This is a genomic window from Spirochaetota bacterium (assembly GCA_038043445.1).
Lineage (GTDB): Bacteria > Spirochaetota > Brachyspiria > Brachyspirales > JACRPF01 > JBBTBY01.
Genome location: JBBTBY010000105.1, coordinates 1 through 13,692, shown reverse-complemented (window position 1 = coordinate 13,692; position 13,692 = coordinate 1). Strand labels below are relative to the sequence as shown.

Below are 13,692 nucleotides of genomic sequence, written 5' to 3'. Positions count from 1 at the left end.
GATCAGGGTGAGCGGCTCTTCCGTTTCTGGCTCGACATCGGCAAAGCGGATGCACGCGAAAAGAACACCCCGCGCGAGGCGGCGACGCTCAATGAAAAGCCGTATGCGCTCTCGTTCTTCCCGTCGGGCGCAGGCGATGCGGTGCGGCCGTTCATCACGCTCTCCGACGATGCGGTCGTTCTGTCCGCCGGAAAGATGTCCGAGGATGGGGCGAAGCTTATTGTGCGTCTTTTTGAACCTACAGGCAAGAAGCGTTCCACGACGGTGAACATACCACGGCTGAACATCGCGCATACGGTCACGCTCAACGCATTCGAGGTACGAACGATCGCCGTCGATACGGCATCGCATGAGGTGACGGAAGTGGACCTTATGGAGCGGCGAACTCACGGGTGAGACGAATAGGACTTTTCATTTCTTGCCCGTCAATCCCCCATCCCGCTTAACATCCGCCACCTCCGGGACGACGGTCCCACGATGCTGCGTCACCTCTTGCACGCTTTTATCCTGACTGATCCGATAATTATATGCATTTCATGAATGCTAAGTATATTGTGCCGTCAGGGTTGGGGAATTGACCGATAGCCCATTTCGGATAGGACGTGTCGTACACCCCAATACTCAGGGGATATGATGTAACCCCTGCGTCAACCGTATAGGGGGTACCTATCCTTGTCCATTGAATTCCGTCGGTACAATCCGAGGCATAGGTGACCATTCGTGCAATACCTTCCCCGAAAATCTGTAATTGCAGATAGAGTTCATCGTCATTTTTCGTTATCAATATACCTTCCATATGAGATGCCTCATTTAGTATCGGATTACCCATATAGCGTGTTCCGTTGAGCCAGTGGTTGTCTAAATGCCTCATGAGACATACCGCGCCAAAGCGTGCGCCGACTCCACCCCCGCCCTTGTAGTAGTATCTTTTTTCTCCATCAGGCATTATCCAGCATTGCCCGTGATCGATGAGCGATACATCGTAGGCAGACGTACCGTCGGCTTTGAGTTCATAACCGCCGGGCACGGTTGCCTCATCCGGGCGAAGCCTACTCTCCGTCAAGAGGGTAGAAACTTGCGTCTTTATAAAATCGCCACCAGGGCGATGAGCGTGTGCCACCATGATACTTTCAGGCTCTTTCGTTACCCCCCATTGCGGAAATCCCTTTTCATGTGTGGAATTAAGTCCCGTATAAAAGAGGCTGATCGTCTTACCGTCGAAAAAACAGTCGGGTGTAAAGCACCCGCTCCCATCGTAATCCGATGCCGCATCACATGAGTGTGGGATAACCTCGACCGGATTGCTCCACCGGTTTGCACACGTAACATCATCATCTTGGGCGCATGAACTTAAGTAGATGCTTCCCCGAAAGCCGTCAATGAGCGCTTTGGTAAAATAGACGTAGTATCTGCCATCGACTAAGATTATCTCTGACGGATCGCGAGCACTCATATTCGGTATTTTGATCAGGGGATTACCATACTGAAATATCGGGTAGCGTTCGATGGTTGCGCGATATTTTTCATTTATTGTGCGCGTCATGAGGCAACGCTCCCGGTATGGAGGGACACCGCCAATAAAAAAATCATTGTTGTTGAAATGAGAATCCGTTGTGATATTGAACATCCCCTGGAATTCTGCGATCGAATCTATCGGCACCATGGATTTTTGATTGCCGTTGACGAGGAGCGTAAGGTATTTGCCATTGGTAAAGATGATGTAAATATACACCTGCTCATGGGGGCAATCACAGGAAGCGGTTACCGTAGTGTTGCCTATGGTACATGCAACGAATAGTGTGGTATTTATATCGATAGTCATATCGAAGGTTCCATTGATGATAGCAATACGCGATGGCCCACCCTTATGAAAATACGCGATACACACATCATTCTCAGTACTGTTATTATGGTATGGAATTGTTGTCACAGGCATAGGCGATACCGATCAAGTTTCTTTCTCATCACCTCATAGGCCGCATCATCGACACCCGGGGCCAGAATGAAGCGTCCTTCGCGTATGATGGGAATGAGTGCATCGATGCTGTCAGGGGAAAATCCACAGAGCATAATCGGGGCTTTCAGTGAGGCATTGCATACTTCCGTTGCAAGCTGTTCATCGCGGGTGATGACTTCTGCGGGGATAGGCGTACTGGGGTCGGAGAGTATCGCCTGTACATGCATGGCGTTTCGTTCTGCAATTAAGGATACCTTGTCAAGACCGATTGCATGGTGATGGAAAAATCCCGGACCGGTTGCAGTGAATACTGCCTCGGTATACGGCTGTTCGAATTCACGGATAAGATCCGGTGCGATGAGATCGACGATGTCCCCATTCACGAACAATGCGTTTTCATCGATATATGTCCCCCAGACCGCACGCCCCCAGCCCTCCGGGGCATTATTTTCACGCACGCAATACTTTTCAAACGCAATGATCCAATCAGCACATGAGCGTGCGAGATCTTTTACCGCATCGGGTTTATCGTAAAAATCATAAAAAAGGTCATTCCCCCGATAGCCGTTTGCCGCATCCAAAGGCGAGCGATGAATATAAGGGATAAAGCAGAAATCCTCTTCCCAAACGGAGAGGAGATAGGCATAGGCGGTAAGACACCTCTTTACCCACTTATTTTCAGGATTAAACTTCGGGGGTATATTGCCCGATACGGGGGTATGACAATAGCTGCTCCCGCCAGAAAAGGTAACTTCATTACTGTCCCTGATGGCGGCATCAACGGCACCAATACCCAAGTAGATATAAATACTTGGCAACCAGTCTGAATCGCTTTCAGAAAGGGTTGGTGTATATTTTTTTACCGATGAAAAAAAAACATTAAGCCCCATCCTATATGCAGCATCAGTAACTTCACTGTCGGCTGAAAACATTTCGGTGAAATATCTGCTAAAATTGGGAAAATCGGGGTCACCCCATGTGTTTTTATACAAAAGTATCCTGCCCTTTTCAGGAACGGAAAAAAATGTCTCTGCCGATCAATCCTTTTACGAATGCTGTTGATTTTCATGCCGTATAATGTAGTCGGGATACGTTGTGCTGTCAAATGGATAATACAGAAAAGACGAGCAGAAAACGGAACAGGCGATGATCCGATAATCGCACCCTTGTCAATGACACCCTATTGATATACTATCATCCGAAATAACGCGAATGTTTTTTAATGGGAGGGCGCATGCGCAAGCAACAGAGGGAAAGTATTCATTCGTCGCCATCGCCGCCTCTTACACGGCCCAGTATACCACCCGCCGAATTCCTGTCAAATCCAACCGCATCTTAGTCGCGTCTCAAGTCCACCCGAAGCATTTATGATTATTACCGCCGGCATGATACCAAACGAATAGGACTTTTCATTTCTTGCCGCCGATACTGTCCATAGCGGCTGCGCCGCCTCGGCAAGAAGATGAGTGCCTTCCGCAAACCCGCTATTTACCCGATTATGACTTCACGTAAAAAGCCGCTCACGGAGCTTCATATCCGGTTTTTCTTTCTGTACTCACGCGGGGTCATGCCGGTTGCTTTTCTGAACGTCGCGATAAAGTAGGACAGGTCGTTGAATCCGTTCGACAAGGCGATTTCCGACACGCTCTGCTGAGAATACTGCAGCATGTTGCACGCATGCTTTATCCGGAAACTGTTGACGAGTGCGACACATGAGACACCGAATAATTCCTTTATCAGATGCGCGGTGCGATACCTGCTCAGTGAAAGATACTCCGAAACACGACCGACGGTGACCGGCTCGGCATAGTGCCTGCTGATATATTGTATGATCGCAATCTTTCTGCCGTCATGTCCGATACCGTCGCCGGCATTGTCTTCGCCAGTGAGCGCACGGCACCACGGTTCCAGACGGCAGACGAGCTGATGCATCGCCTCCAGCAGTTCGGAGATGTTCAGCGGCGACCGCGACAGCATAGAGCGGTCAGTATCGCACTTCCACGGATGAGTATTGGTGCGGTTTGCATCAACAGCAATGCCGTCGATATGAGTCTCTGCATCCGCCACAAACTGACCGGCAAAGAATATCGCCTGAAGTCCGTCGGCAATGTAGAGCGGCTGAACGATCTCGATCAATCCGGCATGACACAACTTGACCATGCCTGACCGGTAGTTATATATGTTCTTTTTGATCCAGTGCAGATCCAGGGCGTTGCATCTCAAGTCCGTATGCTCTTTCTTGATCTGGCGGCATAATTCCGATCTGTCATGCGTGAAATAGATGTCAGGAAGAAAAGGACGGAGATTTCCGGCGATATCATTGATGGTCACCCGCAATCGTGTGATCTTTTCGAAAAATTCAATCGACTGCAGCGGCACTTTATCGAACGACTCTTCCATGACAGCAATATTACAATGCTTTATCAGCAATATCAACCAAGATTTAATGATAACGTGCAATTATTATACACTTGAAACCACGGTATGAAGGAGCGAAAACGATGAAAAAAGTAAAAACCGACATGCCATTTACCCCCCTCTGCTACTATTATACCAGTGGTACTGTGAGAAACTAATGAGTAGACGTAAAAAAATAATCGTCATTATGGCGATTATAACTTCATTAAAGCTCAGTGCCGCACTGATACCCTTCGAATCGGTGGAAGGCGGCATTCCCGGATGGATTATCCTCCGCGCAGATACAATGACCATTTCACCGGTGAAGGACGGCGTCAGCATCACGGTTACCGCCGCAGGGCGTGCATTCAATGAAATTGGATTCACCTCGGTGCGCACATCGATACCGAAGGGGACATACCGGATCACCGCTGTTATCGCAGGGGATGCCGGAGCGAGACTGTTCATCGGTCCGCGCCTCTTTGTCACCGCCCCTGCAAAAGACACGTTCGGTCCCGACATCTGGGAGACCGTTGGCGACGGCCCTAAAACGGTGAGTGGCCAGTATACGGTCAATGAAGACGGCGCATGCCGTATCATCATCGGCCTCGGCATGAAAGAGAATGTCGGCAAACGGATATCGATCACAGAATTCCGATTCGAGCCGCTCACTGCGCCGAAACAGGAAGTAAAAGCCGGCGCAGGCACCGAGTATGACAACATCATCATCACGAATATTGATGTCGGCTCAAAGCCGCCGATGCTCCCGGTGACGATAACGATCGATGAGCCGCGCATGCTCCGCACCGCGGGAAGACGCAATCTCGGCTTCGTGCTTCTGGCATTACCGCACGACGATTTGTTCATGAACACCGAACGTACCGGCATGTCTGATGAAATGAAAAAGACCCTCGCCGCCATCCCTGCTTCGCTCTGCCGCATAGCACATTACGCCGGAAGCTATCACGCGAATTCGATGGGTTGGAAACAGGCGGTCGGGCCGCTCGCGGATAGAACCCCGGGAAAATTCGACGCATGGGATAAGGCGTCGGTGAACCATTTCGGTCCGGCTGAGCTCATCAGCGCGATGCAGTCGGCACATCCGGATGTCCGCTTCATATGGACGGTTAACATGAGAAATGACAGTGCAGATGATGCTGCTGACCTCGCAGAATTTCTCACCAGTGGCGGTTCCCGTCCTCGCGGCATCGTTAACTGGGCGAAGTACCGTATTGACGCGGGCGCATCGCCGGCGAATATCGTCTGCTATGAGCTCGGTAATGAAGAGGAGTGGAAGAGCTCGAACAGGATGAGCGTATCCGATTACATCGATCGTTCAAAAAAGATCATCGCGGCAATTCGCCGTGTGGACCCGAACGCTAAATTCTCCCCGCATGCGGCAACCGCACCATGGGGCTACGGCAGGTTCAAAGGCGAAGACTGGCGCGACTGGCACCGCACACTGCTCCGAGAAATGGGGAATGACATATCCTATCTCGCATTCCATCCATACTATTACGGCTACCCGACCAGCGTGATCGAGACATACTTCGATGTCATTCGCGACGATATACGCGCGATCACCGGGGGCGACCGGATAAAGCTCTATATCTCGGAACACGGGCTCTGGCCGGCGCAGAAGGATGGGCAGAAATGGCAGACTACATGGTATACGACACATGCGCTCATGGGCTGTCTTGCCACCGCGCAATTCATCAACCGGCTCTATGCACGAGATGACATCGGTATTGCGACCTATCACTGCTTAAGTGGCGGACCATGGGGGCTGGTATACCGTGGCAAAGGGAATGATGCGCTCTATACGACCGGCATCGCTGATATGTTGCGAGTATGGGACAGCGCTGTCGGCATGAAGGTGCTTGCCGCCGATGTACGCGGGGAGCATGCCGATCCGAAAAAAGATGATATCTCGTTCACGCTGACAGCAATGAGCACGGACACCGGCATGAATATGCTCATCGTGAACCGGGAAGAAACAACAGCGCGTGATGCAGCATTCACGTTCTCCGGTACGTATGACATCATACGCTCCGTCACGCTGACTGCGCCGTCGGTACATTCCTGCAACGATGAACGCGAGAAGCGTATCACCGTTACTGAGAGCACCGCGATCCGTGATGCCAGAACATATCTCGTTCCCGCGAAGAGTATCGTCGCACTTTTCCTCAAGAAAAAATATTGAACGAAAGTTGATAGGTCGGCGCACAAAAAAAATCCCATATTTATGGAGAGAACTATGGAACACATGACTGCAAGGAATACGCAGGGCGTTACCATAACGCTCGATGAAGATGCAGACGGCTCCGGGATTGAAAGCATCAGGATCGGCGATTCACCGTTCGGCCCAACGCCGGAAAAGTCGCTTTTCTTCGTACGCGTTTCCGGCAGCAGAGACTCATTGATACCGGTCAGGCTTCCGGTAGTTGCATACGAAGACGTTCCGGAAGCGTTTGCATGGCAGTTCAGCGGAACGAAGGTCATTCGGGATGCCGCGGTGACTTTTAACGTGCATCTGAAATTGATGAAAAACATCCCCGCGATCACCATGGATATCCATGCCTCATGCGATCGTGATGTGCCGGCCCGCATAGAGGCTGCCTTTTGCAGCAGCACATCCCCTTCCCTATGGCATGCCCACATATATCCGTGGGCTGAAAATTCGCTGCATCTGCCTGAAGAGATCGACAATGCGTATGCATCGATCTATTCGGAAGCGAAGACATTCCCGGTGACTGCATGGAAGGGAAAACTGTTCAACTGGTGCGGGGTTCCTGCGGTGTTTTTCAGAAACGAAGACAGGAGCATCAGTTTTCTTTTCGGCGTCAGCAAGGACTGCGAGTACGGAAAGCCCGGCAGCTGGATGGAGGAACTGAGCGTAGAATCAGCTCCCGAAGAACCGGTGCGCATCGTGTCCGGATCGCGGGACAGCATCATGAAAGCCGGGACAGAATATCACATCCCGGTGCAGCTTATTTTTTCCGCCGCACCTGATTATCTAGAGCAGCCGCGGGAGCTCGTGCACGCATGGACATCACTCAACAGCTACACCGCGCGGGCCATCCCGCATCCGACGCTGGAAACGACTAAGGCGATGATGGAGTTCATGATCGAGGGACGACGGAATGCAGCGTACTTCATCGACGGCGCCACGTACCGGTGCGATCAGCACCGAAAAGGATATTTTGACACCTATATCATCAATACACCGTTTAACATTTATCTTGATCTGCTGCTGTCAAAATACGCCGGTGATGCGGGCTGGTATGAACGGGCAGTAACGCAGTTTCGCTGGCTTAAGCGTATGCGGGTGAACGATCCGGCCGACCGTAATTTCGGCGCATTCTATCCGATCGCACCGGAGGGAAAAGCGCCGCAGTTTTACCGATACAAGGGGGCCTGCGAGGAATTCGAGATCGAGCAGAATGCCCGCGCCGGCTATTGGCTTCTGAAGATCGCCGAAGCCGTAAAGAACGAGGAACTTGAAGCATTGCCGGGACAGGATGAACTTTCGAAATTCGCGCTCGAGACACTCCGCTGGGTGAAAGCGCAGCAGCAGTCCGACGGTTCTATCCCCCAGAAGGCAGCATTGAACGGCACGGTCAACGGTCCGGTAACGCCTGCGCACAGTCTGCTTGCATTCCGGTATGCACATAAGATAACGGGAGACTCCGCATGGAAAAACGCCATGCTGCAGGCGGAGCAGTGGACCATGCGGCACAGCATAGAGACCGCAAGGTTTTTCGGGGCGCACTCCGATCTGCACCCGCAGGAATATGAGGAAGGCAGTATTCACGTGCTTACAAGTTATGCGCTGGCGCGGCATCATGACACCGGCGACCGGTTCTACATCCGGCTGGCGGATTATCTCGCTTCGCTCAGTTTTTTCATGCGCTGCCCCAAGCAGATACCGTGGTCTACGAAACCCACGCAGGGCTGCAACGTGGAGCAGTCGCATTATTTGCAGTACTCGCTCTACAGTTACTACTCAAGCAAGTATCTGAACTTTATCCGCCTGAGCGAGATCACCGGAGATCCGTTTTTTGCCCGCGAAGGACATTTTCTGATGCGGCAATCCGCCCACTGCATCGTTACCGGCGGGCCATGGAAAAGCGCGCACTACGAACGGATCGCGGATCCCTGGCTCGCGCGGAAGGATGACCTCACCCCGGAAGGCAATATCTACGCAAGCGAACTGGCACCGGAACTTCTCTATCAGCTGCTGGTCCTTGAAAACCCGGATGTGCTTCGCCAAAAACATGGAGTATAACACAATGAAGACACTCAATGATATGATCGATGAACCTCCACGCCGCACGCCCGTACTGTACCGCACCGATGTGGTCGTTGTCGGCGGCGGCCCCGCGGGATTCATCGCAGCACTCGCCGCCGCGCGTACCGGTGCTGATGTGGTGCTTATCGAGCGCAGCAACTGTCTGGGCGGCAATGCAACATCAGGTCTGGTATTGACCGTCGGCGGTTTTCACAGCTGGACGGAAGGTCATGAGCTCGTGGTGGATGGCATACCGGGCGAGTTCAGAAGAAAACTTTCCGCACGGGGCGGCATGCGGAGCTCAAACGGCGTCGTTCAGGACTTTGACCCGGAACAGTTCAAACTGCTTGCAGATGAAATGATCATTGACGCAGGCATTAAAGTAGTACTTCACGCGCTCGGCGTAAGCCCGCTCATGAGCGGCGACCGCGTCGAGGGCGTGGTGATCGAAAGTAAATCCGGGCGGCATGCGATCACAGCAAAGGTGACCATTGACGCCACCGGCGATGCCGACATAGCGTTCAGATCCGGAGCAGAATGCGTCAAGAGTTCGGTGCTTCAGCCGGCGACGATGTGTTTTTCCGTTTCCGGTGTATCGCCCGTATTTCCCTCACGCACGGATGCAGCCCAACCGCAACCGGATACGTGTGACGGTATTGCAGGTGACAGCGCCGCATATCGTGAATGGCGCAACGCACGGTGGAGATCACAGAACCCGCTCTATGAAACGCCGCCGAACCGTTTTCTCGGTGACGCGATGCACGACGCGCATGCGCGCGGTGAACTCGACAGCTTCGGGGGGCCGTGGGGCATGGGACTTTACGAAAACGAACTGTGGATCAATTCGGTGCGTCAGTATATCGACGCAACCGATGCCGCCGCCCTCACCGCCGGTGAGATGAACGGCAGAAAACAGGCAGCGCAGATCGTCAGTTTCTGGAAAAGTAATATTCCGGGATTTCAACACTGCCGCCTGTCGCTCACCGCGTCATGTCTGGGGGTCAGGGAAACCCGCCGCATCATCGGTGTAGAGACGCTCACCGCTCAACACATCACGGAAAACCCATCCATGGATGATTCGATCGCGATGGGATGCTGGCCGGTGGACGTTCATCCGGACGCGAACAATAAATATACGGATCAGAACCTCGCCGGTGTCGGATATACGCCGAAGCCATATCAGATACCGTATGGCTGTCTTGTGCCGAAATCGGTTGACGGCATGCTCGCGGCAGGCCGGTGCATCTCCGCGACGCGTGAAGGCATGGGCTCATCGCGAGTCATGGCGACCTGTATGGCGCTGGGAGACGCCGCCGGAACCGCTGCGGCGCTTGCCGCCCGTCATGATCTGAAGCCGCGACATGTGGATATACGGCTGCTGCGTCGGGAGCTCCATGCCCGGAACGCGATTACGGAATTATGAGCAACAAAAAAGGATAGGACCTTTCATTATTTGTAACCACCACTGTACGTGCCGCATACGATGGTGTACGCACAACGTACTCTTCTCGAGTAGTACGCACACCGGTGCATACGGTGCATGATCCATCATTTTCACCTGGAATCCCGTCTCGGGCGGCGAAAATACCGGGAGGGATTTGTTCGCGCCCGGGCCTTTCAGCCAGTGAAGGGATGCCGACACATCGGCAGTATTTGATGTCAGCAATACACTCGTACTGAGATCATTGTTCATCTACGGGGTGATATTCAGGCGATACGGCCTCCCTGATGACAACACGGTGCGTCTTCACTGCATCGCTCTCGCGGCATGAAGTTTCGGCTGTCGCTGCTTGTTTTTTAACCGAATGAACTTATAATCCCATTCATGGAAAAGAAACCGGAAAAGAAGTCGTACCTCGGCGATAAATGGGAACGATGGGACGGCACGGTAAAACCGACCGATATCAATGCGAAAACACCGGCGATAGTATATTCGCTCCTTCTGCTCCTGAGCGTAGCGATCGCCGGAGGGTTCACTTTTTTCATCCTGTATATGATATCGCCCCGCCTTTCTGAATGGGGGAGCGGCGCATCCGGCATCGTATCGGGCATAGTGTTCGGCATCATCTGTGCGCTTGCCGTGATCTACGCGGTCGTACAGGTATCGGCGGCGTTCGGGATATCGTTCTTCTCGTACTTCCTCTATGCCATGCTCCCGCGTGTACTCACGAACGGCGTGCCGACACTGCTCGGGCGTATGATGCGCATTTCCGAGGACCGTATCGGCAATTCGTATGTGCGGTTCCATAATCAGATGACATCGACGCGGACCATGACGGTGACACCGGACAAACTGCTCCTCCTTCTCCCGCGATGCATCAAAAAGGAGCGGCGCGACGAGATCGTTGCGCTCTGCAATGAGATAGGGTGCAGCTACATAGTCGCTACCGGCGGTGAAATGGCACGCGACAAGGTGCGCGAAGTGGCACCGCAGGCGGTCATCGCGGTAGCCTGTGAACGGGACCTGGTGAGCGGCATTTCCGAAGTCATGCGGAAGGTAGCGGTTATCGGCGTGGCAAATACGCGACCCAACGGTCCCTGCGTACTCACCGAGGTCGATGTGGCCGAGATACGCCGCTGGATACAGCATTTCCTGGGCGACGAAGATCGTTGACTGCACATCCGCACGCTCGGTTCTGTGGCTATCGTAATATAAAATAATTTGTATTTGCACCCTTTACAACTTCCTTCGTATTCATTATAATGAATGTCGGTACTTGTCCCGAGACCGAAAGCACGGGCGAATACCCCCGGGGGGTGCGTTATATGCGGGTACTTTCATTTATTTCCATCGTTTCCCTGGCAATTTCGGGAACATTCGCCGCCCCTCCGGCCACGATGCTCTCTGAGCCTTCCAAGAGCGGTGTTTCGCTCTTACCTATGGCACAGAAAAGCGAGCTTAAAAAACGATCGAATATCTCAGCGCGCGTCACCGCGCTCATGCAGATGATGGATAACGATCCGCATTCCACCGTTGCCGCCATCGCGAAAGGAAAAACAGGTTTCATATCTGAAGGTGAAAAACTGGTCCTGTATGCAGAGGCGGCTGGAACGCTCGAGCAGGCGGTCCGTTCGCTCCGCGACCGCAATGCGGATATCCGATACACCTATGGCAGCACGATCGAATTCAGGATAGCCGCAGCGGATATCGCCGGGCTCTCGACCGTTTCGGGCATACGCATGATCAGGGAGCCCGACACGCCGGTCCTGCATGTCATTGAAGGTGAAGAAGTAACGAATACAAAAGCGACGAATGCTCACCGAAGCGGCAATCGCGGCGCGGGAATAAAAGTCGCCGTTATCGACGGGGGGTTCATCGGGCTGAGCGCGGCGCAGGCGGCCGGTGAAGTCCCCGCGGCCACAGCCGTCGATTTCACCGGAGCGGGGATCGAAACCTCGACGACGCACGGAACAGCGGTCGCCGAGGTCGTTCATGAGATGGCACCGGCGGCACAGCTCTATCTCCTGAAAATATCAACGAGCGTTCAGCTGGGAAGTGCGAAGGACTACTGTATCGCGAACGGGATCAATATCATCAATCACTCGATGGGATGGGTGAACAGCGGTTGGGGCAATGGCGACGGTACGGTATGTACCATCGCGAACAATGCGTACGCGAACGGGATACTCTGGGTGAACTCTGCAGGCAATTCCGCGGAGCGCCATTGGCAGGGCATGTACTCCGACCCGAACGCCAACAGCGTCCATAATTTCAGCGGATCATTTGAAACGAACTATATCGGTTTCCTTTCGGCCGGTACCGCCGTGGGGCTTTATCTCTGCTGGAACGATCCGTGGTCAGGCAGCGCGAACGATTACGATCTCTATCTCATTCGCAGGAACGGGGGCGCGTGGAACATGATCTCGGGGGCCTCAGAGGGAGTGCAGTCCGGATCCCAATCCCCGACCGAATCCATCAGCGGCGGGGTGCCGGTGAGCGATGATTACGCCGTTCTCATCGCTCGGTACTCCGGTGCTGCCAGGGAGCTGCAACTTTTTTCGTTCTATCAGAAATACGGATATTCGAACGTATCGAAAAGTCTCATGGCTCCTTCCGATGCGAGCGGAGCCCTCGCGGTCGGTGCCATTTCTTTTGCGCGCTGGACCACCGGACCTACCGCGATATACAGTTCGCAGGGACCCACGCAGGACGGACGTCGCAAACCGGAAATTGCGGGCGTGGACAGCAATGCCAACTGGACGTACGGTAATTTTACCGGAACATCATCGGCATCTCCGTGCGTAGCGGGTGCGGCAGCCGTACTCTGGGGGGCATATCTCGGATATTACAATAATGCCCTCACATGGAAACATTTGACGAACGACGCGATCGATATGGGCGTAGCGGGCATTGACGACGAGTATGGCTATGGGCGCATGAACATTACGATCCCCGTGAAGGGAGCCCCCACGACACCCGTGCCCGATCTCCAATACAGTCCGTCCACGAACATCGGATTTACATGGACGAAGGGCGGCATCAGCAATAGCGCCAACGCGTATACCATTGAGATAAGCACGAATACGATCGATACATTCATCATGACGAATCTCGCCTCGGGGGTTTCGCTCCCGTTCACCACCACGATCACATTTCCCTATACGTATTATGCCCGCGTACGCGGCTCGAACGAATTCGGTCTCGGCCCGTGGTCGACATGGAGTGCGACCGGTTCGCTCGTAGATATCTCACCGCCCGTGTATGCAGCGGTGTCGGGAACGCCGACGGCGACGAACAGCATTATCTATGATCTCGGAGTAAGCGGAACGAACGATATCGGCAGCGGCATCGACCGCATCGGGATGATCGTAACGAACGGAACAGCGCCGGTCATACTTCCTTATCAGAACCCGATCAGCGGCGTACTTCTTCCTGAATTCACAACTGCCTTGACGAATGTGGGCATATTCCTCATCGACAGGGCGGGCAATTCATCGACGACACAGTTCCGATCCGTCGGCTGTATCGATACCATTGCCCCGACGATAACCTGCCCAGCTCGTGCGGTCGATATCCGAGTCGCGCATCGCTTTACGGCGGCCGATA

Annotated in this window: 9 protein-coding genes; 6 read left to right on the top strand and 3 right to left on the bottom strand. The window is 53.4% G+C overall.

Annotation, left to right across the window (positions count from 1 at the left end; genetic code table 11):
* On the top strand, positions 1-396 hold a 396-nt coding region (locus AABZ39_15050; GenBank protein MEK6796096.1), incomplete at its 5' end, for a glycosyl hydrolase-related protein.
* A 127-nt stretch (positions 397-523) separates the two neighbouring features.
* Here AABZ39_15050 and AABZ39_15045 read toward each other — a convergent pair.
* The 3 genes from AABZ39_15045 to AABZ39_15035 form a co-directional block, all read right to left on the bottom strand.
* Complete coding sequence (locus tag AABZ39_15045; protein ID MEK6796095.1) at positions 524-1,936, bottom strand: hypothetical protein; 1,413 nt, start codon at positions 1,934-1,936, stop codon at positions 524-526.
* Positions 1,927-2,949, bottom strand: coding sequence for a hypothetical protein (locus AABZ39_15040; GenBank protein ID MEK6796094.1), 1,023 nt, complete (start codon positions 2,947-2,949; stop codon positions 1,927-1,929). The genes AABZ39_15045 and AABZ39_15040 overlap by 10 nt, the downstream gene beginning before the upstream one ends.
* A 538-nt stretch (positions 2,950-3,487) precedes the next feature.
* On the bottom strand, positions 3,488-4,417 hold the full coding sequence (locus AABZ39_15035; GenBank protein ID MEK6796093.1) for a helix-turn-helix domain-containing protein: 930 nt from the start codon (positions 4,415-4,417) through the stop codon (positions 3,488-3,490).
* A 145-nt stretch (positions 4,418-4,562) separates the two neighbouring features.
* On the opposite strand from AABZ39_15035, the gene AABZ39_15030 reads away from it, so the two are divergent.
* The 5 genes from AABZ39_15030 to AABZ39_15010 form a co-directional block, all read left to right on the top strand.
* The gene (locus tag AABZ39_15030; GenBank protein MEK6796092.1) at positions 4,563-6,557 is read left to right on the top strand and encodes a hypothetical protein; all 1,995 of its coding nucleotides are present in this window, start codon (positions 4,563-4,565) and stop codon (positions 6,555-6,557) included.
* Between the two features lie 54 nt (positions 6,558-6,611).
* Entirely contained in the window at positions 6,612-8,642 is a 2,031-nt protein-coding gene (locus AABZ39_15025; GenBank protein ID MEK6796091.1) for a hypothetical protein, read from the top strand.
* Positions 8,643-8,646: 4 nt separating this feature from the next.
* Positions 8,647-10,068, top strand: a complete 1,422-nt coding sequence (locus AABZ39_15020; GenBank protein MEK6796090.1) for an FAD-dependent oxidoreductase — start codon at positions 8,647-8,649, stop codon at positions 10,066-10,068.
* Between the two features lie 402 nt (positions 10,069-10,470).
* On the top strand, positions 10,471-11,259 hold the full coding sequence (locus AABZ39_15015) for a DUF116 domain-containing protein (GenBank protein MEK6796089.1): 789 nt from the start codon (positions 10,471-10,473) through the stop codon (positions 11,257-11,259).
* Between the two features lie 266 nt (positions 11,260-11,525).
* Positions 11,526-13,692 (top strand): S8 family serine peptidase (locus AABZ39_15010; GenBank protein MEK6796088.1); only part of this gene is annotated, 2,167 nt, incomplete at its 3' end.